Source organism: Halomonas sp. QHL1 (assembly GCF_001882345.1).
Lineage (GTDB): Bacteria > Pseudomonadota > Gammaproteobacteria > Pseudomonadales > Halomonadaceae > Vreelandella.
Genome location: NZ_MINL01000001.1, coordinates 2,673,826 through 2,698,895, shown reverse-complemented (window position 1 = coordinate 2,698,895; position 25,070 = coordinate 2,673,826). Strand labels below are relative to the sequence as shown.

Annotated in this window: 24 protein-coding genes; 19 read left to right on the top strand and 5 right to left on the bottom strand. The window is 53.7% G+C overall.

Annotation, left to right across the window (positions count from 1 at the left end; genetic code table 11):
• Positions 1–12 precede the first annotated feature (12 nt).
• From QHL1GM_RS12300 to QHL1GM_RS12245, 12 genes are all read left to right on the top strand, one after another.
• Positions 13–1,491 (top strand): tripartite tricarboxylate transporter permease, encoded by a 1,479-nt coding sequence (locus tag QHL1GM_RS12300; RefSeq protein WP_071694745.1) that lies wholly within the window; start codon positions 13–15, stop codon positions 1,489–1,491.
• A complete protein-coding gene (locus tag QHL1GM_RS12295; protein WP_254795304.1) occupies positions 1,463–2,989 on the top strand; it encodes a benzaldehyde dehydrogenase in 1,527 nt (508 codons plus the stop codon). Before QHL1GM_RS12300 ends, QHL1GM_RS12295 begins: the two co-directional genes overlap by 29 nt.
• Before the next feature lie 817 nt (positions 2,990–3,806).
• Positions 3,807–4,781 (top strand): catechol 1,2-dioxygenase, encoded by a 975-nt coding sequence (catA, locus tag QHL1GM_RS12290; protein ID WP_071694743.1) that lies wholly within the window; start codon positions 3,807–3,809, stop codon positions 4,779–4,781.
• 99 nt (positions 4,782–4,880) lie between these two features.
• Positions 4,881–6,248 (top strand): Rieske 2Fe-2S domain-containing protein, encoded by a 1,368-nt coding sequence (locus tag QHL1GM_RS12285; protein WP_071694742.1) that lies wholly within the window; start codon positions 4,881–4,883, stop codon positions 6,246–6,248.
• A gap of 33 nt (positions 6,249–6,281) precedes the next feature.
• On the top strand, positions 6,282–6,770 hold the full coding sequence (benB, locus tag QHL1GM_RS12280) for a benzoate 1,2-dioxygenase small subunit (protein ID WP_071694741.1): 489 nt from the start codon (positions 6,282–6,284) through the stop codon (positions 6,768–6,770).
• Positions 6,771–6,858: 88 nt separating this feature from the next.
• A complete protein-coding gene (locus QHL1GM_RS12275) occupies positions 6,859–8,031 on the top strand; it encodes an ABC transporter substrate-binding protein (RefSeq protein WP_071694740.1) in 1,173 nt (390 codons plus the stop codon).
• Between the two features lie 65 nt (positions 8,032–8,096).
• On the top strand, positions 8,097–8,957 hold the full coding sequence (locus tag QHL1GM_RS12270; protein ID WP_071694739.1) for a branched-chain amino acid ABC transporter permease: 861 nt from the start codon (positions 8,097–8,099) through the stop codon (positions 8,955–8,957).
• Between the two features lie 12 nt (positions 8,958–8,969).
• Complete coding sequence (locus tag QHL1GM_RS12265; RefSeq protein WP_071694738.1) at positions 8,970–10,037, top strand: branched-chain amino acid ABC transporter permease; 1,068 nt, start codon at positions 8,970–8,972, stop codon at positions 10,035–10,037.
• Between the two features lie 3 nt (positions 10,038–10,040).
• Positions 10,041–10,808 carry an ABC transporter ATP-binding protein gene (locus QHL1GM_RS12260; RefSeq protein ID WP_071694737.1) on the top strand — a complete coding sequence of 256 codons (768 nt, stop codon included), beginning with the start codon at positions 10,041–10,043 and terminating at the stop codon, positions 10,806–10,808.
• On the top strand, positions 10,805–11,536 hold the full coding sequence (locus tag QHL1GM_RS12255; RefSeq protein WP_071694736.1) for an ABC transporter ATP-binding protein: 732 nt from the start codon (positions 10,805–10,807) through the stop codon (positions 11,534–11,536). The genes QHL1GM_RS12260 and QHL1GM_RS12255 overlap by 4 nt, the downstream gene beginning before the upstream one ends.
• Before the next feature lie 80 nt (positions 11,537–11,616).
• Positions 11,617–12,813 carry a benzoate/H(+) symporter BenE family transporter gene (locus tag QHL1GM_RS12250; protein ID WP_368087064.1) on the top strand — a complete coding sequence of 399 codons (1,197 nt, stop codon included), beginning with the start codon at positions 11,617–11,619 and terminating at the stop codon, positions 12,811–12,813.
• Positions 12,814–12,853: 40 nt separating this feature from the next.
• Positions 12,854–13,657: a universal stress protein gene (locus tag QHL1GM_RS12245; protein WP_071694734.1), complete on the top strand. Its 804-nt coding sequence runs from the start codon at positions 12,854–12,856 to the stop codon at positions 13,655–13,657.
• An 11-nt stretch (positions 13,658–13,668) separates the two neighbouring features.
• Here QHL1GM_RS12245 and QHL1GM_RS12240 read toward each other — a convergent pair whose 3' ends face one another.
• A complete protein-coding gene (locus tag QHL1GM_RS12240; RefSeq protein WP_071694733.1) occupies positions 13,669–14,571 on the bottom strand; it encodes a LysR family transcriptional regulator in 903 nt (300 codons plus the stop codon).
• A gap of 209 nt (positions 14,572–14,780) precedes the next feature.
• Between QHL1GM_RS12240 and QHL1GM_RS12235 the strand changes: the two genes are divergently transcribed.
• Both QHL1GM_RS12235 and mscL read left to right on the top strand, forming a co-directional pair.
• Positions 14,781–15,224 carry a universal stress protein gene (locus QHL1GM_RS12235; RefSeq protein ID WP_071694732.1) on the top strand — a complete coding sequence of 148 codons (444 nt, stop codon included), beginning with the start codon at positions 14,781–14,783 and terminating at the stop codon, positions 15,222–15,224.
• Positions 15,225–15,373: 149 nt separating this feature from the next.
• On the top strand, positions 15,374–15,901 hold the full coding sequence (gene mscL / locus QHL1GM_RS12230; RefSeq protein ID WP_071694731.1) for a large-conductance mechanosensitive channel protein MscL: 528 nt from the start codon (positions 15,374–15,376) through the stop codon (positions 15,899–15,901).
• 60 nt (positions 15,902–15,961) lie between these two features.
• On the opposite strand, the gene QHL1GM_RS12225 is transcribed toward mscL, so the two are convergent.
• Together QHL1GM_RS12225 and QHL1GM_RS12220 are read right to left on the bottom strand one after the other, a co-directional pair.
• Positions 15,962–17,239 carry a heme biosynthesis HemY N-terminal domain-containing protein gene (locus QHL1GM_RS12225; RefSeq protein WP_071694730.1) on the bottom strand — a complete coding sequence of 426 codons (1,278 nt, stop codon included), beginning with the start codon at positions 17,237–17,239 and terminating at the stop codon, positions 15,962–15,964.
• Positions 17,236–18,240, bottom strand: a complete 1,005-nt coding sequence (locus QHL1GM_RS12220; RefSeq protein ID WP_175540382.1) for a uroporphyrinogen-III C-methyltransferase — start codon at positions 18,238–18,240, stop codon at positions 17,236–17,238. Before QHL1GM_RS12220 ends, QHL1GM_RS12225 begins: the two co-directional genes overlap by 4 nt.
• Before the next feature lie 25 nt (positions 18,241–18,265).
• Here QHL1GM_RS12220 and QHL1GM_RS19375 point away from each other — a divergent pair, with 25 nt between their 5' ends.
• On the top strand, positions 18,266–18,427 hold the full coding sequence (locus QHL1GM_RS19375) for a hypothetical protein (RefSeq protein ID WP_175540381.1): 162 nt from the start codon (positions 18,266–18,268) through the stop codon (positions 18,425–18,427).
• A gap of 24 nt (positions 18,428–18,451) precedes the next feature.
• Positions 18,452–18,613 carry a hypothetical protein gene (locus tag QHL1GM_RS19370; RefSeq protein WP_175540380.1) on the top strand — a complete coding sequence of 54 codons (162 nt, stop codon included), beginning with the start codon at positions 18,452–18,454 and terminating at the stop codon, positions 18,611–18,613.
• Positions 18,614–18,778: 165 nt separating this feature from the next.
• Here QHL1GM_RS19370 and QHL1GM_RS12215 read toward each other — a convergent pair whose 3' ends face one another.
• Positions 18,779–19,558: a uroporphyrinogen-III synthase gene (locus QHL1GM_RS12215; protein ID WP_071694728.1), complete on the bottom strand. Its 780-nt coding sequence runs from the start codon at positions 19,556–19,558 to the stop codon at positions 18,779–18,781.
• A complete protein-coding gene (hemC, locus tag QHL1GM_RS12210) occupies positions 19,555–20,499 on the bottom strand; it encodes a hydroxymethylbilane synthase (protein WP_071694727.1) in 945 nt (314 codons plus the stop codon). The genes QHL1GM_RS12215 and hemC overlap by 4 nt, the downstream gene beginning before the upstream one ends.
• 135 nt (positions 20,500–20,634) lie before the next feature.
• Between hemC and QHL1GM_RS12205 the strand changes: the two genes are divergently transcribed.
• From QHL1GM_RS12205 to QHL1GM_RS12195, 3 genes are all read left to right on the top strand, one after another.
• Positions 20,635–23,424 carry an EAL domain-containing protein gene (locus QHL1GM_RS12205; protein WP_071694726.1) on the top strand — a complete coding sequence of 930 codons (2,790 nt, stop codon included), beginning with the start codon at positions 20,635–20,637 and terminating at the stop codon, positions 23,422–23,424.
• Positions 23,425–23,522: 98 nt separating this feature from the next.
• Positions 23,523–24,926: an argininosuccinate lyase gene (gene argH / locus QHL1GM_RS12200; protein ID WP_071694725.1), complete on the top strand. Its 1,404-nt coding sequence runs from the start codon at positions 23,523–23,525 to the stop codon at positions 24,924–24,926.
• Positions 24,923–25,054, top strand: coding sequence for a lipoprotein (locus QHL1GM_RS12195; RefSeq protein WP_071694724.1), 132 nt, complete (start codon positions 24,923–24,925; stop codon positions 25,052–25,054). Before argH ends, QHL1GM_RS12195 begins: the two co-directional genes overlap by 4 nt.
• Positions 25,055–25,070: the final 16 nt, after the last annotated feature.

Genomic DNA, 25,070 nt, shown 5'->3' with positions numbered 1-25,070 from the left:
TAGGCGATAATTATGATTGGCGCATATCTTGAAGTCTTTTCTCTATCGGGAATGATGTGGGTGCTTATCGGCACGGTGGTGGGAATATTAATCGGCTCAATACCAGGTTTGTCCGGTGCGATGGTGATCGCGTTGGCACTGCCTATGACTTATTACATGCAAGCAACAGATGCTCTTATACTGCTGGTTGCTATGTACATTGGCTCTACAACAGGGGGCTTAATTAGTGCCACCTTGATGCGAATGCCAGGCACTGAGTCGGCCATCATGACGACGTTAGATGGCTTTCCTATGGCGCAACGAGGAGAGCCAGCACGTGCTCTGGGACTTGGCGTTATCTCTTCTTTTATAGGCGGTATGTTCGCATGGCTGGTGTTAACGACGTTATCGCCACTACTTTCGACCCTAGCGGTTCGATTCGGACCCTATGAGATTTTTTCCATGACCGTGGTGGCCCTTACACTTATAGCTGCTATTTCTAAAGGAAGTTTCATGAATGGACTTCTTGCAGCGGCGCTTGGTGCTTTGTTTGCGTTACCCGGTATTGATCCTATTTCAGGATCGCTAAGGCTAACATTTAACATCGCAGAGTTAGACAATGGCTTTAATTTATTACCCGTTATGTTGGGCCTTTTAGTACTGGGTCAAGTGATGATAGATAGTGGTAAGAAAAGTGAAAGTACTATTCAGAAGGCCAGCAGCTCTAAGAAAGTTACCTTTAGCGCCAAAGACTTTAAAGAAAATCTTTGGAATTTTGCAAGATCTTCCATTATTGGCACCTGGATTGGTATTCTTCCGGGCATTGGGGGTACGACGGCCTCAATTGCTTCCTATTCCGTAGCTAAAGGATTTTCAAAGAATTCCTCAAAGTTTGGCAGTGGTTGCAGTGAAGGTATCGTCGCCGCTGAGAGCGCTAATAATGCCGGGACCGTAGGGTCTCTGGTGCCACTGATTACGCTAGGAATACCTGGTTCAGTTGTGACCGCTATTCTTTTAGGTGCGATGGTAATGCATAACTTGAATCCTGGTCCTCTCTTGTTTGTTCAAAACCCGGGAGTCGCATATACCATCATTGCAGGCGTGCTATCAGCCAATATCATCATGTTGGTGGTTATGTGGTTTGCCACGCCATTGATTTCTCGGATGATGTATGTTGACAAAGCTTGGTTGTTACCACCCATCATTATCTTCTGCTTTATCGGCGCCTATTCAGTATCCGGTCGGTTATTTGACGTGATAGCGATGAGCGGCTTTGCCTGTTTAGGGTACATCTTGGTGCGTGCAAAAGTTCCACTTGGCCCATTTATCATCGCCTTTATTTTGACTCCAATGGCAGAAGAGAATCTGCGTAGCGGATTAGTGGTCTATGGCAATAGCTATTTACCTCTTCTGACGCGGCCAATTCCACTGTTTTTTATCGTTATTTCTATTATCACAGCGGTATGGGCAGTTTGGTCTGAAATTGGACAAACTCGAAAAGCAAAACTCTAATTTATTGCTCAAAACGTTAGATGGAGAAACTACAATGAGTAAGTTCTTTTGTACGGAAACGTTCAGTAACAAGATCTACCTGAATGATTGGCGTGAATCCACAGGATGTACCAGCGACGTTGTTGAACCAGCAACAGGTAACGTTTTAGCTAAGATTGCGCTAGCAAGTGGTGATGACATTCGTTCAGCCGTTACGGAAGCAAAGAAGCAGCAATCCCATTGGGCTAACCTACCGTTTGATCAGCGAGGTAAGGTTTTACGTCGGGCAGCCGAGCTGATTCTCCAGCACAAAGATACATTTATCGAGTGGAATATTCGTGAGTGTGGCTCAATCGCACCAAAAGCCGAAGCTGAGCTTTATGGTGCCCACGAGCAATTGAACATGGCGGCTGCCATGACGATGCAGCCTGATGGTATCACCTTACCCTCAACTATCCCTGGGCGACGCAATACCTGTCGACGTGTCCCATTAGGTGTTGTAGGTGTTATCACGCCATGGAATTTCCCGTTGCTGCTGGCCATGCGTTCAGTGGCACCTGCGCTAGCAGTGGGCAACAGCGTTGTCTTAAAACCGGACCCTCAGAGTGCAATAACAGGAGGTCTGCTGATTGCTAGGCTTTTCGAAGAGGCCGGACTGCCTGCTGGCGTTCTGCAAGTACTTCCTGGTGGCGCTGAGGCGGGGGAAGCCTTAGTAGAGCATCCAATGACTGCCATGATTTCCTTCACTGGTTCGACAAACGTAGGAAAAAAGATAGGCAGGACGTGTGGAGAGTTACTCAAAAAGTCCGCCTTGGAACTGGGCGGAAATAATGCATTTATCGTGCTGGATGATGCTGATATCGAGGCTGCATCATCCCATGGCGCCTGGGGTGCCTACCTTCATCAGGGGCAAATATGTATGCAGGCTGGTAGGCACTTTGTTCACGAGAGCGTTGCAGAGGAATATATCAGCCGCTTAGCTGAGCGTGCCGAACGTCTTAGGGTAGCAGATCCATATCTTGGAGCTTCAGATATTGGGCCGTTAATTAACACTAACCAGGTTGAAAAAATTAATAAGATTATCGCTGAGTCCGTAGAGGCAGGCGCTAAGCTGATCACCGGTGGTCATAGCCATGATCAGTTTTATCGGCCTACAGTGTTAAGTAATATTCGTTTAGACATGCCAGCGTGCCAGCAGGAGTTATTCGGCCCAGTGGCACCGGTGATCACTTTCTCTAGTGAAGATGAACTGGTTGAGATGATAACGGCTTCACCTTACGGCCTGGCTGCGGCCATTCACTCTCGTTCCATAGGCCGAGCCATGAAGCTTGCGGACAGAGTGCCTGCAGGTATGATCCACATCAATGACCAAACTGTTAATAATGAGTTCCATGTTCCTTTCGGCGGCTTCGGAGATTCAGGGAACTCAGGACGATTCGGCGGGCCTTCTAATCTTGAGGAGTTTACTCAGTCCCAGTGGGTTAGCGTAATGGATACACCCGTTACCTATCCTTTCTAGGGCTACACTTTTCTTTAAAATGGCCACAAACTTTAGGTAAGAAGTTTTGTGGCCTCATTTTTTAAATATGGTGTAAATCTTATTGGAAATATAGTTGTTTATCATATCGCCTTAATGATCATGATAATAATTCTTGTTTTTTAATTTCAACGAGTTTGTTGGCTTTTCAAGCTTACGATTTAGCGGAGATTTGTACTTTATAGCTGGGGTTTATCCGTCCGATATCCAGGCTACGGTCTGTTCCCCGGTTTTTTCCCTTGAGGTAGCCAAGAAGAGCGGCTGATTTTACGCAACTCCTGCAATTTGATAATGGTTATCTTCCTTAGTCCGTGTCTGCTTTCGCAGCGCGGGTATTTTTTATGCGCTTCTATTTCACTTCGCCCTTTATCCTTTTGTCGCAAGTTGAAATCAACTGACACCATCTTGGGGTAGCCGGAATTCACGTTCTGGCCTTCGCAAACCGCTATATCGATCAAAAGGACAAGAATACGGTAAGTATATGAAAGGAATGTTGGCGCACACATCGTGAAGATTTTAAAAATACTCATTTAAAATAAAGGCTTAATCACTTTTTAGCGATACCTGCCAGAGCAGTGAAAATAAAAATATAACGTCAGTCGAGATACCTATGAAGTATGGAAAGGAACTCAAACGATATTGGTCGGGTAACCGCGATCTGGCCGATATTAATGGCGAGTACAACAACAACCGTCGTCTTTAGGCCCTTGATAGGCGTATTCCAAACTTTCCCTGAACACACTGACGCTATCGCCGGGCAACCAAGACAACGCAAAAAAACCAACGATAGGGTTTCACCATGACCGTGAAGATATTCGATACCCCCGACGTGCAAGACTTCATTAAAACCGTGGCCGGCTTTGATAAAACCGGTGGCAATGACCGTGCCAAGCAAATTGTGCATCGCCTGGTCGGCGATCTGTTTAAGCTGATCGACGACTTTGACGTCACCGAAGAAGAGTACTGGGCCGGTGTCAACCTGCTCAATGCCCTGGGCAGTCAGACCCAGTTCGGCCTGCTCTCCCCCGGTCTCGGCTTTGACCATTACCTCGATATGCGCCAAGACGCTATCGATGCGGAAGCCAAGCGTGTGGGCGGTACCCCGCGCACTATTGAAGGCCCACTGTACGTAGCCGGTGCCCCGGAAGCCGACGGCTTTGCGCGCCTGGACGACGGCCAGGATCAAGAGGGCGAGACCATGTGGCTGACTGGCCAAGTCCGCGATGTGGATGGCACGCCGATTGCCGGTGCCAAGGTCGAAATCTGGCACGCCAATTCTAAGGGCGGCTACTCCTTCTTCGACCCCTCGCAGTCCGAGTACAACCTGCGGCGCACGATCTATGCGGACAATGAGGGCCGCTACACCGCGCGCAGCATCATCCCCTCTGGCTACGGGGTGCCTGAAGGCGCGCCCACCGATGTGGTGCTCAAGTCCCTGGGACGCCACGGCGAACGCCCGGCGCATATTCACTACTTCGTCTCCGCCCCGGGCCACCAGCACCTGACCACCCAGATCAACTTGGCGGGCGATCCCTACACCTTTGACGACTTTGCCTTTGCTACCCGCGAAGAGTTGGTGGTGCCCGCCGAGCGGATTGAAGACCCGGCCGAGATCGCCCAGCGCGAGCTGGATGGCCCGTTCTCCCACGTGGTGTTCGATGTGGAGCTGGCCCCCACCGAGGCGCCCGAGCTGCAGGTACGTCACGCCCGCCCGCGGGCCAAAGAGGACGAGCAGGATCTGGCCAGCCAGCTCGCCGGTACCGCCAAGGTTTAAAGCCCCATAACCTCGCGCTAACGATTGGCTGACGTCCACCGTCCGATGTGTTAGCGCCTTACACCCCAGGTTATGCCTAAGTATTTGAGGAGAGAGATCATGACCACCCAGCTTGATCAGCTCGAAGCCCGCGTGCGCGGTGCTGTACAAGACGACCCCGCCCAGGGCATTTTCCGCTGCCACCGCAGCATGTTTACCGACCCCGCCTTCTTTGAGCTTGAGCTCAAGCACATCTTCGAAGGCAACTGGCTGTTCCTGGCCCACGAAAGCCAGATCAGTGAGCCGGGTGACTACATGACCGTCACCATGGGTCGCCAGCCGGTGATTATCACCCGTGATAAGCAGGGTGAACTGCACGGCCTGATTAACGCCTGTGCCCACCGCGGCGCCACGTTGTGCCGCCGTAAGCGCGGCAACAAGGGCACCTTCACCTGCCCGTTCCACGGCTGGACGTTCAAAAACGACGGCCAATTGCTCAAAGCTAAAAACGAGAAGAACGGCGCCTACCCTGACCAGTTCAAACAGGATGGCTCCCACAACCTCAAGCGCCTACCGCGTTTTGAAAACTACAAAGGCTTCCTGTTCGGCAGCCTAAGCGATGATGTTCAACCGCTTGAACAGCACCTGGGCGAAACCACCAAGGTCATCGACAACATCGTCGACCAAGCCCCCGAAGGCCTGGAAATCCTGCGCGGCACCTCGTCGTACACCTACACCGGCAACTGGAAGCTGCAGGCCGAAAACGGCGCCGACGGTTACCACGTCAGCTCCGTGCACTGGAACTACGCCTCCACCATGGAACGCCGTAATTACGATTCCGGCGGCACCAAGGCAGTGGACGCCGACGGTTGGTCGAAGAGCAAAGGCGGCTTCTACTCCTATGAAAACGGCCACATGATGCTGTGGACCCGGCTGCTTAACCCGGAAGTGCGTCCGGTATATCAGCATAAGGACTGGATCCAAGAACAGCTGGGTGACGCCCGCGCTGACTCCATCGTCAACCAAACGCGCAACCTCTGCCTTTATCCCAACGTCTATCTGATGGACCAGTTCTCCACCCAGATACGCGTGATTCGTCCGATCGCCGTGGACAAAACCGAAGTCACCATCTACTGCTTCGCACCCAAAGGCGAAGCCGCTGAAGACCGTCGTGTCCGCATCCGCCAGTACGAAGACTTCTTCAACGTCTCCGGCATGGGCACCCCCGACGATCTGGAAGAGTTCCGCGCCTGCCAAGAAGGCTATAACGGTGCATTGGCCGAATGGAACGACCTCTCCCGCGGGGCCCAACAGTGGATCGAAGGCGCCGATGAAACGGCCCAAGCAATCGACATGAAGCCCCTGCTCAGCGGTGCTTCCCCGGAAGACGAAGGGCTCTACGTGCTGCACCACAAACACTGGGTCGACGAAATGTTGCGTGCCATCGACAAAGAGCGCAGCCAGTTTATCGCCACCGCGTCCGCCTAAGCGCCCAGCGCCAGAAGAGAGGAGAGAAGTGCCATGAGCATTAGCTACCACGACATCCAAGCTTTTTTGTACCGCGAAGCGCGTCTGCTGGATGACCGGGAATGGGACGAGTGGCTCGCGTTGTACCGTAAGGATGCCGAGTTCTGGATGCCTGCCTGGGACGACGACGACCAGTTGACCCGTGATCCGCACAGCGAGATCTCGCTGATCTACTACCCCAACCGCGACGGGTTAGAAGATCGGGTGTACCGCATCAAGACCGAACGCAGCGGGGCGAGTACGCCGGAGCCTCGCACCACCCACCAGGTGACCAACCTGGAGATCTTGTCCCAAGACGGCGACACAATGGAGCTACGGTTTAACTGGCATACGCTGAGCCACCGCTACAAGAAGACCGACAGCTTCTTCGGCACCTGCTTCTACACCCTGGACGTGTCCGGTGAGACCCCGTTAATCACAAGAAAAGTCGTGCAGTTGAATAACGACTATATCCATCAGGTTATCGACGTTTACCACGTGTAATCGATAGAGATGGGACAGGGACGTCACTTACAACGGTATTAACGAGCAAACAACAGCCTAATAACAACTCAACCCTGGTAAAAATATAATGAAAACATTTAAAAAGACCTCCCTAGCCACTCTGTTAAGCGCCACAGCCATGCTTTCAGCAGGTAGTGTGGCCGCTAATGAAGACCCAGTAAAACTCGGTTTGATGCTTCCCTATTCAGGTACATACACCGCACTTGGGGAGGCCATCACTAATGGCCTGAAACTAGCCATTGAACAAGAGGGCGGCCAGCTGGGTGGCCGTGATGTTGAGTATATAGAGCTTGATTCAGAAGCTGACCCCTCCAAAGCTCCTCAGAACATGAGCCGTCTCGTCAATGGGGACGAGGTGGACTTTGTTATTGGTCCCGTCCACTCAGGCGTAGCCATGGGCATGCTGCGTGTGGCTAAACAGACGGGCGCGATAACAATCATTCCCAACGCGGGGCTGGGAGCCGCCACGAATGAGCTGTGCATGCCTAACGTTTTCCGAACCTCGTTCAGTATGTGGCAAGACAGCTATCCCATGGGCAAAGTGGCCTACGATCAAGGGCATCGCAAAATTGTGACAATTACCTGGGATTACGCCGGTGGTAAAGAGGATCTGGCAGGTTTTGAAGAGGCTTTTACCGCTGAGGGCGGTGAGATTGTCGAGCAGATTTTAGTTCCTTTTCCCAGTACAGAGTTTCAGAGTTACCTGACTCAGATTGCCAGTATCGAGCCGGATGCGGTCTACACCTTCTTTGCGGGCGGTGGCGGTGTCAGCTTTGTTCGGGATTATGCCTCAGCAGGTCTGAAAGAGAGCATACCGTTGCTAGGCTCAGGCTTCCTTACCGAGGGTAATTTATCCGCTTTAGGCGATGCTGGTGAGGGGGTAATGACTACGCTGCACTACGCCGAAACCCTCGAAAATGACGCGAACCAATCCTTCGTTTCAGCTTACGAAAATGCCTACGGTGAACTGCCTGATACATACGCGGTACAAGGCTACGATACGGGCATGATGCTGGTTCAGGCACTTTCTGTTCTAGGTGGGGATACCTCTGATCAGGAGCGCTTGATCGATGTTTTGGCCAACGTTCAACTGGCAAGTCCGCGTGGGCCATTGAGCTTCTCCGACTCCCACCACCCCATTCAAAATGTTTATCTACGCGAGATTCGCGACGGCAAGCATGAAGTCATCAGTATCGCTCATGAGAATCTAGAAGTACCCGACGAAGCCTGCCAGATGTAACGGCATCTGTATGCACTCTGGGGCGGGCATGACCCGTCCCTCACTCTGATTCTCGGAGGGATCTCATGGATCTCGCATTTTTCAGCGTACAGCTCCTTAACGGTCTGCAGTACGGTCTACTGCTCTTTTTGATTGCCAGCGGTTTGACGTTGATATTCGGCATTATGGGAATCATCAATCTGGCCCACGGCGCCATGTATATGATCGGAGCCTATTTGGTTTACGACCTTACCCTGCGCTTAGGCAATTTCTGGCTGGCCATGCTGGCGGCCATCCCCATTGCTATTGTCCTGGGTCTTATCATTGAACGCCTATTTCTCGATACGCTTTATAAGCGCGATCACCTCTATCAAGTGCTGCTGACGTTTGGGCTGATTTTAGTGCTCAACGAAGCGCAGCGGATTATTTGGGGAGGCGATGTGCACCGTGTTGCGGTGCCCGCGCCATTTGATGCCAGTATCCAACTGACTGACAACCTGCAGTACTCGGTCTACCGCGTCTTTGTGATGGGCGTGTGCTTGGCATTAGCCGGGGTGATTTATTGGGTTATTCGTCATACGCGGCTAGGCATCATCATTCGTGCCGGCGCAGTTAATCGCGACATGGTTGAAGGACTGGGAATCAATGTACGTACCCTCTTTACGCTTATCTTTAGCGTAGGGGTTGCGCTCACCGCTTTCGCTGGCATGATCGCCGCACCCCTCACATCCATCGCGCCTGGCATGGGCGATAGCATCCTTATCACCTGCTTTGTGGTTGTCGTCATCGGCGGTATTGGTTCTATAAAAGGTGCCTTCTGGGGAGCCATTATTATTGGCATGGCCACCACCTTTGGTGCGGTGCTCATCCCGAGCCTCGCCAGCATGGTGATCTACTTGATCATGGCGGCGGTATTGCTGGTAAAACCGCGCGGCCTTTTCGCGTGAGGAGTATAAAAAATGTTGCATAGATATCCCAAGCGCGTCGCGTTCATCATGTTGGTATTAACAGCGTTGGTGGCTGCTTTTCCTCTTTGGGGAGAAGCCGTATTCGGTAACCAGGCTAACTTCATGTTAGAGAAACTAACACTGATGTTAATCCTGGCACTGTTTGCCATGAGCCTGGATTTATTGGTTGGCATCGTGGGCTTGGTTAGCCTGGGCCATGCGCTCTTTTTCGGTTTAGGAGCTTACATCCTGGCGTTAGCTAGCCCTGACTTTAGCCCGGCATCAATGTGGTGGATGCTGCCTCTTGTTATGGGCGTCTCTGCCTGTGTCGGACTAGTGATAGGCATCTTAGTGATCCGCACTAAAGGCATCTTCTTCATCATGACAACCCTGGCGTTTGGTCAGATGCTTTACTACTTCATTAGCACATCCCAGTTCGCGGGAGGCACAGACGGCGTTTTTATTATGTTCCGACCGAGCTTGGCGATAGGGGAGCGTACGCTGGTGGATCTTGATAACCCTTACAGCTTCTTTTACTTCTGCTTGGGTATGCTGTTGATTGGTTACTTCTTTTTACGCTGGCTGACTCGCTCCTATTTCGGCCAAGTGCTCGATGGTATTCATGACAACGAGCATCGCATGCAGGCTTTAGGCTATGCCACAAGTGGCTACAAGCTGGTGGCATTTGTTATCGCTGGGGTAATGGCGGCGATTGCTGGCATGTTGGCGGCGATGCAGTACGGCTTCGCTAATCCGGCTCAGCTTGGCTGGCACACCTCTGGCGAAGTACTGATGATGCTAATTTTAGGCGGCATGGGTACCGTTTTTGGGCCCATTTTAGGCGCCTTCGCCTACGAGATTCTGCTCTACCTCTATGAGCATGCCACTACTCACTGGCCAATCCTTATGGGGCTGACCATTATCGCCGCCGTACTCGTGCTGCCACGAGGCATTGCCGGCTTGATTATCGCGCCGCCCTGGCGTCGCAAGCGTCAAACAGTCTCTGAAAACGTGTCCGAGAAAGAGAATGTGCCGGTAACTGCCCCCATTCCACCTGTTACACAGCGTAAGGAGAACTAAGCCATGCGCGACGAGATTATCTTGGCCACACATGGTTTGACCCGGCGTTTTGGTGGTTTAGTAGCGGTTAACGATGTTGATTTCGACGTTAAGGCCAATGAGATACACGCCATCTTGGGTCCTAATGGAGCGGGTAAAAGCACGTTGATTAATTTGCTTTCTGGCGAGATCCCGCCCTCTGAAGGGCAAGTGCTTTACCGCCAACAACCGATTCAGGATAAAAGCGCGCGCCAGATCGCTCGTATGGGGATTGGTCGTAGCCACCAAAAGACCAACATATTCCCACGCCTTAATTGCCTGCAAAACTGCGAGCTGGCCGCGCGTATTCATATGGGCGGTGTCTTTGGTAGCTGGCGTTCGCGACAAAAAGCACGCGAGGTGAGCGAGCGTGCTCAGGAAGTGCTAGAGACCTGCCAATTAACCCACCGCGCTTACACAACAGCTTCAGATATGAGCTATGGCGAACAGCGGCAACTGCAGATCGCGATGGTGCTGGCGACGGCACCGTCGCTAATGCTGTTGGATGAGCCTATGGCAGGTATGGGGCGTGAGGAAACAGTACAGGTAACCGAATTACTGGCAAGCCTTACGGATCGATACACCCTAGTGCTAATTGAGCACGATATGGACTCGGTATTCCGCTTGGCTGATCGCATTACCGTGATGGTCGATGGCTGCGTCTTGGAGAGCGGCCCCACTGAACAGATACGCACCAGCGAACAGGTACGCGATGTCTACTTGGGGCGTCATGATAAAGGGGTAACAGCATGATCGCAGATAACAACATCACCCCCTTGGTTGACGCTCGTGGGTTGCACACTTACTACGGTGAAAGCCATATTTTGCATGGGGTGGACTTGACCCTGATGCCTGGCGAGACGTTGAGCCTTCTGGGCCGCAACGGCATGGGCAAGACCACTACGTTGAAGTCGATACTGGGCTTTGTGCCACCGCGGCGTGGCGAGGTCTTTATCAAAGGTGTTTCTGCAACGAAACGACGTCCTTGGCAACTGATTCGTCAAGGAATTGGGTACGTGCCAGAAGGGCGCGGGATTTTTCCCGGTATTAGCGTGCGAGAGCACCTTATTATGGCCGCACGCCCCAATGAGAGGGGGGAGTCTCCTTGGTCATTAGAGCGTGTTTTGGATACGTTCCCGCGATTGGGACAGCGCATCAACTACGATGGCTCTTTCCTCTCAGGCGGCGAGCAACAGATGCTTTCCATTGGCCGAGCGCTCACGACCAACCCTGACCTAATGATTCTTGATGAGGCGACCGAAGGGCTTGCTCCGCTGATTCGTGACGAAATTTGGAAGATCATACGTGAGATCAAAGCAACCGGCATATCTACCATTATTGTCGATAAAAATATCGATAACTTACTTGATATAGCTGAAAAACACCTTCTGCTGGTCAAGGGGGAAGTGGTCTATAGCGGTGATTCCCAGGGACTAAAAGACAATCCTTCAATTCTTGAAACCCATCTCGGCGTCGCCTGACACGGCTCCGGCAAGCGAGTGCTTGCCGGAATTGATGTTGGCTAACATATTAAATTCATCAATACGGAGAAATGTGTTGCATGCAATTTCACAAGCAATTGCTAAAGGACCTGTCGATTCCGGCAATCGCTGCTGGCTTTGTGGCAGTGCTGGTCTCTTACTCTGGCCCCTTGGCGATCTTTTTTCAGGCAGCCCAGAGCGCCGAAATATCCAGCGCCATGATGACGTCTTGGGTTTGGGCAATCTCTATCGGCGCAGCTGTCTCGGGTATCTTTCTAAGTCTGTGGTTGAAAGTGCCGGTGGTTACCGCATGGTCGGCGCCTGGCACTGCGTTATTAGTGACACTTTTTCCGGGGCTGTCACTTAATGAAGCAATAGGTGCTTACCTGACGGCGGCGGTCATTATTTTTTTGATCGGTGTTACCGGCTCATTTGACCGAATTATCCGAATGATCCCACCTGGCATCGCCAGCGCGATGATGGCTGGGATTCTCTTTCAATTCGGTGTGGGGGTTTTCGTTTCTCTGGAGAGTGTACCGGCGCTAGCGATTGGTATGATTATCGCTTACCTCGTATTTAAGCGACTTACCCCGCGCTACAGCTTGGTGCTGCTTTTAATCGCCGGTATTACTTTGGCGGTCTTGTTAGAAGGCGCAAGTCTGGAAGGTGTTTCTGTTCAGTTTGCGAATCCGCAGTTTATCCGCCCCGAGTGGACGTGGGAAGCGACCTTAAGTCTGGCCATCCCGTTGGTACTGGTCAGTCTGACGGGGCAATTTTTGCCCGGTATGGCAATTTTGCGCACCTCAGGTTACTCCACCCCGGCCAAGCCAATCGTTATTGTGGCCAGTTTAACTTCATTCTTTACCGCTTTTTTCGGCGGTATTACGACGGTGATCGCTGCTATTACGGCAGCCATTTGCACCAGCAAAGAAGCCCACGAAGACCCTGATAAGCGCTATGTTGCTGGGGTGGCGAATGGCGTTTTCTATCTAATTGGCGGCATCTTTGCTGGCACTATTGTGGCGCTATTTACCTCATTGCCAGGGGAATTTGTTGCAGTACTCGCAGGACTGGCTCTCGTAGGCGCCATTACCAGTAATATCAGTGCTTTTGCTGCCGAAAAAAAACATCTTGAAGCATCAGTGATTACTTTCATTGCCACAGCGTCGGGCATGAGTTTTTTAGGGCTTGGTTCTGCCTTTTGGGGAGTAGTCATTGGAGCGATTGCTTACAACTTGCTACATAGACGTTTTCGCGCAATTGAACATAAAACCTAATAACAATAGTAACTACTGTAGCGGTAGTCGGAGTGTAATCATGGAAAAGATCTTTGTGGCGATCGACGATAGTGAAGAATCTTTGCGTGCACTGGCATTTGGCCAAAAGTTTGCTGCGCAGCTTGGGGTAGATTTAAGCGCCATCTCAGTGGTACCGGAGCAGGATGAGATAGCCACGCGGCGCTCTAAGTTACAATCACGCTTGTCGGCCAATCATCTTGAAGCGGTAACGCTCGAAGTGGTTGCTCATGATAGCGCCAAGGCGTATCTCGGTGAGCTTGCTAGTCGCGAGGATACCGGCCTTTGCATGATGGCTCATGGCCGTCGCCCCGTGCCGGAGATGTTGATAGGCAGCGTAACTGCGGGTGTTGTGCGTCGAGCCCATCGCCCGGTTTACTTATGCGGGCCGCGCTATGACAGTCGTGCTCACCAGCGGGTCGATGTGTTAGCCGTTTGCGTCGATGGCTCTAAGCTATCTGAGCAAATCTTGCCCTATGCCTCAGCCTTGGTGAATCGGTTGGGCGCTCGGTTGCAGCTACTGCAGGTGATGGATGCCACCGGCGATAGAAAGCCAACGACGCTGGGCCATACCGATGTCATGGATTCAGCTTATCTGACTTCTCTGGCCCGCCGTGTCGAAAGCGAGCAAGCGTTAGAGGTTGATTGGGAGGTACTGCATGGTGACCCTGCGGACTCTATTGTCAGCTACTTAGCGAGTAACCATAATACGATGCTTGCCATGACAACCCATGGGCGTAGTGGTCTTTCACAAGTAGTGGCCGGCAGCGTTAGTCATGAAGTGCTGCACGAAACGTCTTGCCCAGTGGCCGTGCTGCGTCCCTAAAAAAGGGGGATTCACGGGTAACGGCCGGAGCGGCGATTTTCCACGAGCACCTCTAAAATAGCGTTGGCTTCCTGCATCAGAGGCGAGGGTTTTTCGCCGCGCCGGCGGCTGCAGATAACGGGGGAGGTTATAGACTTGTCAGCCAATGCGACGTAGGCAATGCCATCCCGTTGAACGCGTTTTACCTGTTCCGGAACCAGTGTAATGCCGATACCTGAAGCGACCAGGCTAAGCGCCGTCTGAACCTCATTTGCCTCCTGTACCACTTCCACCTTTAATCCTTGGCGGCGGAAAATCCCCAGTACCATATCTGCCAGGCTAGGACGTGGCTTTGCAGGGAAGAGTATGAGCGGATAGCCAGCAAGCTCTTCACAGCTAGGCGTAGTGCCGACTAAAGGGTGACCGCTTGGTAGGGCTACAATCAACGGCTCATCGAAGAGAATCTCCTGCTCAACGTCAGGGTCATCAATACGTAAACGTCCAAAACCCATGTCGATGCGGCCTGCTTTGAGTGCCTGAATTTGCTGCACCGTCGTAAGTTCTGCCAAAGTGAGTTCAACATTATCTTTTTTGCGTAAGTCACGCACCAGCATAGGAAGCTGCCCATAAAACACGGAAGGCACAAAGCCAATGCCAAATAGCGCGCGCTTGCTCCTTGCCATGTGCCGTGTTGCATCAATGGTGACCTCTACTTTCTCTAAAATTTGTAGGGCGTGTTGCTGAAAGAAAACACCTGAAGGAGTTAGGCGTAGGCCTCTTGAGCTGCGCTCAAATAACTCAGCACCAACTTCTTGTTCTAGCTGTTTAATTTGGCGAGAAAGAGGCGGCTGCGACATATGTAACCGTTCAGCAGCACAGGTGAAATTTAATTCCTCGGCTACGACGCAAAAGTACCTCAGGTGGCGTAGTTCCATGATACCTCCAAGGTATGAGCGGCTACTTAAACAATATTGGCTTTGTCGTTAGGTTGCTACCAAGCTGACGATGTTCTTCAAGTATTCAAAGAAACTTTTAAACCAGCTTAACTAAGCGTTATAACGCTACCAGTATTTAAGCTTTTGAAAGCGAAATTTTGGCTACGACTTTAGTAATGGAAGACACCATAAAAGGGGCAAAACCAGCCATGAATGAGCGTATTTTAGTTCCTATCGACGGCTCTGAGAGCGCTAAGCAAGCTTTGAAAGTGGCTTGTAAGCTGTTGGATAAAGAAGACTCAACACTCTATTTGTTACACGTACCTGAAACGCTTGCCTATGCGACTACGCTGGTATGGGGCATTGGGGCTATTGATGCCGACGCTACTCTTGCTGAGCGTGAGAAAGCGGGCGAGCAGTTGCTGGCGCAAGCGGTTAATTCCGCACGAGAAGAGGGTGCTCAGCAAATCGAAGAGTTGCTTACCCAAGGTGACCCGACACGCGTTATTTTAGACACTGCAAACGCTTATGATGTAGATACCATTGTGATGGGTAGTCGAGGGTTAAGCGATTTGGCAGGCGTTGTGATTGGTAGCATTTCACATAAAGTGGGCCACTCTGCCAAGTGTCGTGTCATTACGGTAAGTCAATAAGCATTGATTACAATGCGCCCCTTTGCCTGCCAAGCATAGCCTTCAATCCAAAGAAATTTACTTGTCGCCTAACGCGCGGTCACCCATGCTCTTCATTGAATGAAGTGGCTTTGGGTATTGGCTAAAACGAAACGGTAGGGCGTTCGAAAATGGCAAAATTCTTTCAGGAGTTCCGTGAGTTTGCGGTAAAAGGCAACGTTGTCGATATGGCCGTGGGGATCATTATCGGTGGGGCGTTCACACTGATAGTGCAGAGCCTAGTGGCGGATGTGATGAATCCGCTGATTGGTTTGCTGGTGGGTGGGGTCGACTTTTCCAATCTGTTTGTGGTGTTGCGGCCAGGGAGTGTGGGTGGCACTTATGCGACGCTGGCAGATGCCCAGGCAGCGGGGGCGGTAACGCTAAATGTGGGACTGTTTATCAATGCAGTGGTGAGCTTTACGATTGTCGCCTTTGTGGTCTTCTTATTGGTACGCACCATCAACCGGTTAAAGCGCGAAGAGGCAGTGGCGCCTGCAAGTCCTACCGAGCAGCCTTGCCCTTACTGCTTGATGGTGGTGCCGATCAAAGCGACGCGATGTGGCCACTGTACAGCAATGTTGGATAAGCCAGCGGAGGCTAAAACGTCGGTTGAAGCTACATCTGCACCACCGGAAATGCCACCTGCTAAACCTTGAGTCACTAAAAAGGGCGCCACTGATTAAGTGGCGCCCTTTTACGTTAGACCAGCAGCAACCCTAGGCGCTTTTCTTAATGGTTTTACTGTCTTTTTGCTTACTGTCAGGTTTTTTGCTGTCGTTAGCATCGCTGGGTTGGGGCAGCGAAGGTAGCGACTTGGCCAACATTTCAACGCTGTGGCGGTAGTAGAGCTGGCTCTTATTATGCTCGCCAAGGCTGGCATAAAGACGGGCAAGCTCAGCACATACTTCGCCATTGGGGCGCTGACGCTGGCTGGCTTCAAAGTACTCGATTGCCTTTTGCCACTGGCCGGTGCGCAGCGAGAGACGACCACAAGCAAGCAGTAGCTCTGGGTCGTTGGGGCGCTCTTGTAGCCACTTCTCGGCTTTGACAAGCTGGCGACCGGCGTCCACGTTCAGCAAGCCGTAGCGTTTTACCAAGCGCGCATCCCAGTGGTGATCCAGCGAGTGGTTGAGTAAGCGTTCGGCAATCGGTTCTTCGTTGGCTTGAATCAGTGCCTCGGTGTAAAGCAGGATCAGCTCGGTATTGCCACGCAAATAGTCAGGCATATCAGCCCAAAGGCCACGTACTCGCTCAATGTTGGTGGGGTTTTGCGCTTCAAATACGATCAGCTCGCGGTAGGCTTTAAACTCCAACTGCTCACGCTCTTGCTGAGTGATCAGCTTCTGCGCAGCCAAGCGTGGAATTAAACGCCGTAAGCCTTCCCAATCGTTGACGCTTAAGTGCACCTGCTTGAGTAGCTTGAGCACCTGTGGGTGGTTAGAGAGCTTCTTATCCAGACGATTTAGAATCGCCAGCGCCTCTTCCGGCTGCTGACGCTCAATCATCATTTGCGCTTGCATCAGGCCAACGGCCGTATCGGCGCCGTCGGTAGTTAGCTGCGCCTGATTCAGGTGCTCCTGGGATTTTACGTGGTGGCCCTGGTAATGGGCTGCCAGCGCTGCGGATAGGTAATTGACTAGCGGTGTGCTGGAGTCATCGGCGGCGTTAACCAGGGTTTTTTCGGCTTTTTTCCAGCGCCCTTCGGTCAGCGCTACCAGGCCACGCACGGTGCGCTGCATGGCGCGACGGTTACGGGCGCGGCTGTTCCAGCTGCGAAAACGCCCCATGGGGCGAATAATGCCACTGAGCAAACGCAGTACAAAGTGTAGGACGATAAAGGCGGCAAACAGCAGCACCAGACCAAACCAAAACGATGTCTGGATGGAAGAGTCGCCCACGCGGATCAGCCAGTAGCCGGGCACCGACATCATCAGGTGCCCAAACAGGGCCCCGACGGCGAGGCCTGCGACAATGAGGAGAACAAGCTTTCTCATGAATCACCTCCGCTTTGGCCACGCGTCTCATAGCGATTGTCGATAAAGCGTGCGAGTTCCTGCTGTGAAGCGCTGATATCGGGCAGCTCGGGTTTTACTTCGGCTTCCTTGAGCTCTTGAAGGCGCGTAATAACGCTTTGGGTCTCTTCGCGAGTGGTGTCGTAGTAGTCGTTCAGCAGCTGTAGCGCTTTGTCGATACTCGCGTCATAAAGCTCTTTCTCTTCGTTGAGCAGGGCCAACTGCGTCTGCTCCAGCACTAAGCGCAGGCTCTGGCGCAGGTAAGACTCTTGCTCCGGAGTAATCAGGGCTTCCAGGGCTTCATCGTGATGGCGAACCACCACTAGGTCTTTAAGCTCTTCACCGAAGCGCGCCAGCTGGCGCTGGAAAGTGCCGGTAGGCGGCTGTTCGATGCTGGAGGTCACCGCTTGCTCCTCAATTTCTTGAGAGAGGCGCAGAGTGGAGATGCGCTCTTGCTGGGCATTGAGTGCTAAGTAGAGGCCGGTGCGGTCAACCTGGGGCACGGCGTCCAGGGAGGCTAGCTCATTAGCAATCGCTTCGCGTACGGTCGTCAACGCCGGGTTGTCAGCATCAACCAGACGGGCATCGGCGGTGCGCAGCAGCGCTGCCGCGCCGTCAACGTCGCCTTCCAGCTGTAAGCGCTGATTGGCCAGGCGTAGCAGGTAGGCGGCTTCGGCATGCAGCCACTCGCGCTCGTCGGTGTCCTGCTCTTGAGAGAGCTGGTCCAGCACTTGGCCTAGGGTCTCATCGACGTCGCTGCGGTAGCTGTCAAATTCGTCGCGTAGATCACCCAGTGTGCTCTGCAGCGCTTCATCGCGCTCGGCTTCACCGCTATCTAGGCGTGATTCAAGGTCGCTAACCGCCTGTTGCGAGGCGCTACCTTCAGCCTGTTGCGCTAGTTCGTCGAGGCGCTGCTGCTGACTATCCAAGCGTTGCCAACCTTGCCAAGCGACGAACGCCAAGGCAATCGCCAGGATAATCACCAGGGCAATCGCGAGACCGCCACTTTTGCCGCCTCCGCTTTTGCCACCACCGCTCGGGCTGCCGCCTTTGTGGCCAGTGGGCGGTGTGGTCCCCGCCGATGACTTGTCGCTGGTCGACTTTGACGAGGTGGCGCTTGAAGATGGCGAACTAGAGGTTGACCCACTTGAGGAAGAGGGGCTTGGTTGAGCTGCACTCGGTGAAGGTGATGTCGTGCTGCTGGCGCTCTCTTTAGGCGTGCTAGGGGCGCTCGTGCTACTGGACGTGGTATCTGCCGGTTTAGCCGTGCTGGTAGTGCTGCTAGCAGCGGTTGAACTCGCTGCTGACGAGCCTTTTTCACGCCGCCGCGACCGACTATTTTTAGCACCACTTTGAGCAGGTGATGTTGAGCTCGGTGGTGTGGTCGGCGCACTGGGCTCAGTCGCGTTGGTCGTGGAAGCTGCTTTGTCGGACGTTTTAGGGACGCCTTGAGAGGCATCGGCGGACGTCGGTTGTACATCGTCCTGATCGTTTACTTGTTTGCTCATGTGTCGCTAGCCCTTAGTAAGTTCCTTGATCGACATCGGCACCCTGTGGGTCGCAGGTCTCCAACGCCGCTATCAACGCAGCTGGCGTAGCTCCGGACGCCACCTTGAGGTCACAAAACCCCAGTATGCCAGCCAGTGTAGCCAAACGGCGGCTGGAAACGATTAGCGGTTGGTTGAAGGCCGCTTGATTGCACCATTTTGCCAGATGTTCCAGCAGTTCGCTGCTGGTGACGATCAACGCCCGGTAATTACCTGAAAAAAGGCGCGTTTGCAGATCAGGTGCTAGGGGTTGAAACGTGCGTCGATACACCGCCACGCGAGTCACCTGTGCCCCCCGCTCTACAAGCGTTTCAGCGAGCAGCGGGCGGCCACCTTCGCCCGCCACCAGTAGAATTCGCTGGTGCGCTAACTGCTGGAGCGAGGCAAGCCCAAGCAGTGCTTCGCTGGTATCTTCGCCCGCACTCGGCGAAGGCACATGCACGCGGACACCCAACTGATTATAAAGCGTCGCCGCGGTGGCGCTGCCAACGCTGTAGTAGTCAATGCCAACGGGCAGCTGTGGCCAGAAGCGATCCAGCGCTTCGCTTAAGCAAGTGGCCGCAAAGGGGCTAATGACTATTATCTTATGGTACTGATCAATATCCAGCCAGATACGTCGCATTTCCGGGTTTTCGGGCAAGGCTTCAAGTTGCATCACATTGAGTGATTCAACGCTCTCGCCCCGTTCGCGTAGAGCAGCGGCCAGTGCTTCACCGCGCTCGCCGGGGCGACAGATCAGTACTGGTTGGCTCATATGGCGCGGCCGTAAACCTCGGCCAGAATATCGCCAGCGCCCTGGTCGAGCAGCTCTTCGGCAATACGAATGCCCAGTGCTTCGGGCTCATGCATCGAACCGCGGCCTTCGGCGCGCAGCACTTCGGTGCCCTCTGGGTTGCCGACTAAGCCGCGTAGCCACAGGGTTTCATTTTCAATATCCAGCACTGCGTGGCCAGCAATGGGTACTTGGCAGCCGCCCTCTAAGCGCGTGTTCATGGCCCGTTCTGCGCGCACGCGCGTCGCGGTATCCGCGTCATCAAGCGGGGCTAGCAAGGCAATCAGCTCGGGATCATGCAGGCGGCACTCAATGCCTAGGGCGCCTTGGCCGCAGGCGGGCAGGCACACTTCCGGCGGCAGCGCCTGGGCAATCCGCTCATTCAAGCCCAGCCGCTTAAGGCCTGAGGTCGCCAGAATGATGGCGTCAAATTCGCCCGCGTCTAATTTGCCTAGTCGCGTTTGCACGTTGCCGCGCAGGTTAAGAATTTGCAGGTCGGGGCGGGCTTCACGCATCTGCAGGCCGCGGCGTAGGCTGGCGGTGCCAATACGCGCCCCTTCGGGAAGCTCATCAATGCTAGAGTAGTGGTTGGATACAAACGCATCGGTAGGGTCGGCACCCTCTAGGATGACCGACAGACCCAGCCCTTCGGGGAAGTGCATGGGTACATCTTTCATCGAGTGGACGGCAATATCGGCACGGCCATCCAGCATGGCGTCTTCCAACTCTTTGACGAACAGCCCTTTACCGCCAATTTTTGAAAGCGGCGTATCGAGAATTTTGTCGCCCTTGGTAGACAGTGCCACAAGCTCGACCTCGAGGCCGTCGTGGGCCGCCATTAAGCGGTCGCGAACGTACTCAGCCTGCCACATGGCCAATTGGCTTTTACGCGTGGCAATGCGCAGTTTTGTGATTGATAGCACGTTATTCTCCCTTTACCGCAGACACGGCGAGTCAAGCTATGATAAGTGTCATCATAAAGCACCGAACGCCACAGTAAAAATAACGGAACTAATTATGCTCTCATAACGTGTTTTATCTGTTCCTTAGGAAATCCTATGTCCTTAGTGTTGCCCCGCGGCCAGCTTGACCAATTTTTCCTACTCTCACGGGATCTGTTCTGCTGTATCGACTTTGCAGGCACGCTGCTGCAAGTCAATCCAGCCTTCGAGACACTGCTGGGGTATTCGTCTGAACAATTAATCGGTCGCGCCTGTGGCGTCGTCGTTAATCCCCTTGACCACCCGGTGATAGAGCGGGCGTTACAGCGTATGCATCAAGGCGAAAAGGTCATCCCCTTTGAGGTGCGCGCCGTTTCTGCAGCTGGAAAGCAGCACTGGATAGAGGTTGCTGCTTCATTCGGGGAGGGCGTGATTTATGTGATCGCCCGGGTAATAACGCGCCGTAAGGCATCAGATGAGCAGCTGCTGCGCAACCAACGGCTATTCAAAATTGCCGGTGAAACTGCCCTGATTGGCGGCTGGTATGTCGACATGGCGGACGGCAAGCCTATCTGGTCGGATGAGCTCAGCCACATCCACGGTATGCCTGCAGGATTTCAGCCCAGCGTTGAAGAGGCGTTTTCCTTCTATGCGCCTGAGTCGCAGGAGCGGCTGATGGCGGCATTCAAAGCCTGCTGTGAGCACGGCGTTAGTTTTGATGACGAGTTTGAGGTGATTACCCGCCAAGGTAGGCATCTGTGGGTGCGGGCGATTGGTAAAGCGGTGCGCGATGAAGAAGGCCACATCATTCAGGTGCAGGGGGCATCGCAGGATATTACCGAGCCAAAGCAGCTACGCGAAAACCTTACCCAGCTTGCGCACCGGCTCACCATGACCCTTGATAGCATCACCGATGGCTTTTTTACCCTAGATACCCGCTGGCATTTTACCTACGTTAACCCAGAGGCGGAGCGCATCTTGAAGCGCCGCGAAGGCGAATTGCTAGGCCGACATATTTGGCAGAGCTTTCCCGACGCCTTAGGCAGCCGCTTTGAACAGGAGTATCGGCGCGCTGCTAGCCAGCAACAAGCGGTACATTTTGAAGCCTATAATCCGCGACTAGAGCTATGGGTTGAGGTGCACGTATACCCGTCCTCTGAAGGGCTTGCGGTCTATTTCCGCGATATTAACGAGCGTAAAGCGACCGAGCATCAGCTAAAACTGCTTGAGCGTAGCGTTGAGTCAAGTACCAACGGGGTAGTGATTGTAGATGCCCAGCGCAGCGATCTGCCTATGGTCTATGTTAACGCCGCCTTTGAGCGCATTACCGGATATACGCGTAACCAGGCGCTGGGGCGCAACTGCCGTTTCCTCCAGGGTGACGAGACCGATCCCGCTACTATCAAGCAGTTAAAGGTAGGGGTTACCGAACAGCGTGAAGTGCACGTGGTCATCCGTAACTATCGGCGTGACGGTACGGTTTTTTGGAACGACCTGTACATTTCGCCCGTTCTTGATGAGAACGCTGAAGTGACCCACTTTATCGGCGTACAGAACGATATCTCTGAACAGCGCGAATATCAGGCCCAGCTAGCCCATAACGCCCACCATGACGCCCTGACGGGGTTGCCCAACCGTTTGCTGCTTGGTCAGCGCTTAGAGCAAGGGTGTGTGTTGGCACGTCGCTACCAGCGCTACATAGCCGTGCTGTTTATTGACCTGGACGATTTCAAGCCGATCAACGATACCTTGGGCCATGAGGTGGGCGACTTTATTCTGGTTGAGGTTGCCAAGCGGCTGGAAAATGAACTGCGCCCCAGGGACACCGTCGCGCGCTTCGGTAGCGATGAATTCGTTGTGCTGCTGCCGGATCTAGCTCACCAAGATGATGTGATCCAAGTAGTAGAGCGCGTTCTGCGGGGGCTTTCGCCGCCCTACTGGTATCGCGGCAGCGAGCTACGTATTACCGCCAGTATCGGGATTGCCATCAATGATGGCAGCATGAAAAAACCTCGTCAGCTTATCCAGCAGGCGGACTTGGCCATGTATAAAGCCAAACGCCGCGGGCGCAATACTTACCACTGGTATACCGAAGACTTGAATCGCAAAGTGAGTGAACGGGTCAGCTTACGCAGCGCGCTCCAGCAAGCCATTGAGCAGCAGCAGTTTGAGCTTCATTACCAGCCGCAAATTCACGCGCCGAGCGGTCGCGTGGTGGGAGTTGAAGCGTTAATCCGCTGGCAGCACCCAGAGCGCGGCAATATACCGCCGTCTGAATTTATTAGTCTTGCCGAGGACACGGGCCAGATCATCCCCATCAGCGAGTGGGTATTGGCCACCGCCTGTCGCGATGCCCAGCAGCTCAATGGCCTTGGGCTGGGCGAAATTACTATGGCGGTCAATATTTCGCCTATGCAGTTTCAACGCCCCGGGTTCCTCGCCTCCATTGAGCAGGTGCTGGCGAGCAGCGGCCTAACGCCAGCGCTGTTAGAGCTGGAGCTTACTGAGGGGGTTCTGATGGATAGCGCCGAACAAGCGATCCAGGCGCTAAAGAACTTGCGAGCGCTGGGAGTTCAGATTGCTTTAGACGACTTTGGGACCGGCTTCTCTAGCCTAAGCTACTTAAAGCGCCTGCCGATTAATCGTATCAAGATTGACCGCTCCTTTGTGCGCGATGTGATTTCCGACCGCTACGATGCCGCCATTATCGACGGCGTGGTCGCCATGGCGGGGAAAATGGGGTTGGAGGTATTGGTCGAAGGCGTAGAGACGGCAGAGCAGTTTGGCTATCTTCAACAGCGGCACTGTGACTACTATCAGGGCTACTACTTTGCTCGCCCCATGCCCTTCAGTGCCCTGCACGAATTTTTGCACAAACCACCTGCGGTCATAACGTCAAGCCCTTAGCCCACTGCATAAATAAAAACGGCGTGCCGCTGACCGGGGCGACTCTGGTACACTTTCTGCTAACGACTCCATTGTTTTGTCAGCAGGATATATCTTCGATGAGCCAAGCCACGAATCAGTCTTGGGGCGGTCGCTTTAGCGAGCCCACCGATGCCTTTGTCGCACGCTTCACCGCGTCTGTTAATTTCGACCAGCGCCTGGCACCCCAGGACATCCAGGGCTCCATCGCCCACGCCACTATGCTGGCGCGGGTGGGGGTTCTGACCGATGACGAGCGCGATGCGATTATGAACGGCCTGAACGAGATTCAGGGCGAGATCGAACGCGGCGAATTCAACTGGTCGGTGCCGCTGGAAGACGTGCACATGAATATTGAGGCGCGGCTGACCGAAAAAATTGGCATTACCGGCAAAAAGCTCCACACCGGGCGTTCTCGCAACGACCAGGTCGCCACCGACATCCGCCTGTTCATGCGCGATGAGATCGATGTTATCGAAGTAGAACTCAAGCGCCTGCGCGAAGGCATGATCGAACTGGCTGACCGTGAAGCCGAGACCATTATGCCCGGCTTCACCCACCTGCAAACCGCCCAACCGGTCACCTTTGGCCACCATATTCTGGCTTGGCAAGAGATGCTGGCCCGGGATCACGAGCGCCTGCTGGACTGTCGCAAGCGCGTCAACGTCATGCCGCTGGGTGCCGCTGCGCTGGCGGGCACGACCTACCCGATTGACCGCCACGTGACGGCGGAACTGTTAGGCTTTGACCGCCCAACGGAGAACTCACTGGACGCGGTTTCGGATCGCGACTTCGCCATCGAATTCACCAGCTTCGCCAGCATTCTACTGATGCACCTGTCGCGTATGAGCGAAGAGCTGGTGCTGTGGACCAGCGCCCAGTTCAACTTTATCGACCTGCCCGACCGCTTCTGCACCGGCTCTTCAATTATGCCGCAGAAGAAAAACCCTGACGTGCCTGAGCTGGTGCGCGGCAAAACCGGCCGCGTGTACGGCCACCTGATGTCGCTGCTAACGCTGATGAAATCGCAGCCGCTGGCTTACAACAAAGACAATCAGGAAGATAAAGAGCCGCTGTTCGATGCAGTCGATACCGTGCGCGACTGCTTAAAAGCCTTCGCCGATATGGTGCCCGCGATCGAGCCCAAAAAAGCCAGCATGTATGAAGCCGCGCGACGTGGTTTCTCCACCGCGACGGACTTGGCCGACTACTTGGTACGCAAAGGCGTGGCCTTCCGCGACGCCCACGAAATCGTCGGTCAGTCGGTGGCCTATGGCCTTAAAAGCGAAAAAGACCTGTCTGAGATGAGCCTGGATGAGCTCAAACAGTTCTCCGATACCATCGAGCAGGACGTGTTCGAGGTGTTAACCCTGGAAGGCTCGGTAGCCGCCCGTAATCACATTGGCGGCACGGCGCCAAATCAAGTGCGGGCGGCTGCCCAGCGAGCGCGCGAGGCGCTGAATGCGCTCAAGGCGGGCGCATGAAAACGCTGGCTATCATGGCGCTTTCGGCGCTGCTGTTAACCGCGGTGACTGGCTGTGGGCAAAAAGGGCCGCTTTATCTGCCGGAAGATGCACCCGCTGACGAGCAACCTGCCCAGCCGACTGAATAGATAGCTGCAGGCCCAG

Coding starts and splice junctions, on each gene's coding strand:
- QHL1GM_RS12300 (WP_071694745.1), top strand. CDS start 13: ATGATTGGCGCATATCTTGAAGTCTTTTCTCTATCGGGAATGATGTGG.
- catA (WP_071694743.1), top strand. CDS start 3,807: ATGACCGTGAAGATATTCGATACCCCCGACGTGCAAGACTTCATTAAA.
- QHL1GM_RS12285 (WP_071694742.1), top strand. CDS start 4,881: ATGACCACCCAGCTTGATCAGCTCGAAGCCCGCGTGCGCGGTGCTGTA.
- benB (WP_071694741.1), top strand. CDS start 6,282: ATGAGCATTAGCTACCACGACATCCAAGCTTTTTTGTACCGCGAAGCG.
- QHL1GM_RS12275 (WP_071694740.1), top strand. CDS start 6,859: ATGAAAACATTTAAAAAGACCTCCCTAGCCACTCTGTTAAGCGCCACA.
- QHL1GM_RS12270 (WP_071694739.1), top strand. CDS start 8,097: ATGGATCTCGCATTTTTCAGCGTACAGCTCCTTAACGGTCTGCAGTAC.
- QHL1GM_RS12265 (WP_071694738.1), top strand. CDS start 8,970: ATGTTGCATAGATATCCCAAGCGCGTCGCGTTCATCATGTTGGTATTA.
- QHL1GM_RS12260 (WP_071694737.1), top strand. CDS start 10,041: ATGCGCGACGAGATTATCTTGGCCACACATGGTTTGACCCGGCGTTTT.
- QHL1GM_RS12255 (WP_071694736.1), top strand. CDS start 10,805: ATGATCGCAGATAACAACATCACCCCCTTGGTTGACGCTCGTGGGTTG.
- QHL1GM_RS12250 (WP_368087064.1), top strand. CDS start 11,617: ATGCAATTTCACAAGCAATTGCTAAAGGACCTGTCGATTCCGGCAATC.
- QHL1GM_RS12245 (WP_071694734.1), top strand. CDS start 12,854: ATGGAAAAGATCTTTGTGGCGATCGACGATAGTGAAGAATCTTTGCGT.
- QHL1GM_RS12240 (WP_071694733.1), bottom strand. CDS start 14,571: ATGGAACTACGCCACCTGAGGTACTTTTGCGTCGTAGCCGAGGAATTA.
- QHL1GM_RS12235 (WP_071694732.1), top strand. CDS start 14,781: ATGAATGAGCGTATTTTAGTTCCTATCGACGGCTCTGAGAGCGCTAAG.
- mscL (WP_071694731.1), top strand. CDS start 15,374: ATGGCAAAATTCTTTCAGGAGTTCCGTGAGTTTGCGGTAAAAGGCAAC.
- QHL1GM_RS12225 (WP_071694730.1), bottom strand. CDS start 17,239: ATGAGAAAGCTTGTTCTCCTCATTGTCGCAGGCCTCGCCGTCGGGGCC.
- QHL1GM_RS12215 (WP_071694728.1), bottom strand. CDS start 19,558: ATGAGCCAACCAGTACTGATCTGTCGCCCCGGCGAGCGCGGTGAAGCA.
- QHL1GM_RS12205 (WP_071694726.1), top strand. CDS start 20,635: ATGTCCTTAGTGTTGCCCCGCGGCCAGCTTGACCAATTTTTCCTACTC.
- argH (WP_071694725.1), top strand. CDS start 23,523: ATGAGCCAAGCCACGAATCAGTCTTGGGGCGGTCGCTTTAGCGAGCCC.
- QHL1GM_RS12195 (WP_071694724.1), top strand. CDS start 24,923: ATGAAAACGCTGGCTATCATGGCGCTTTCGGCGCTGCTGTTAACCGCG.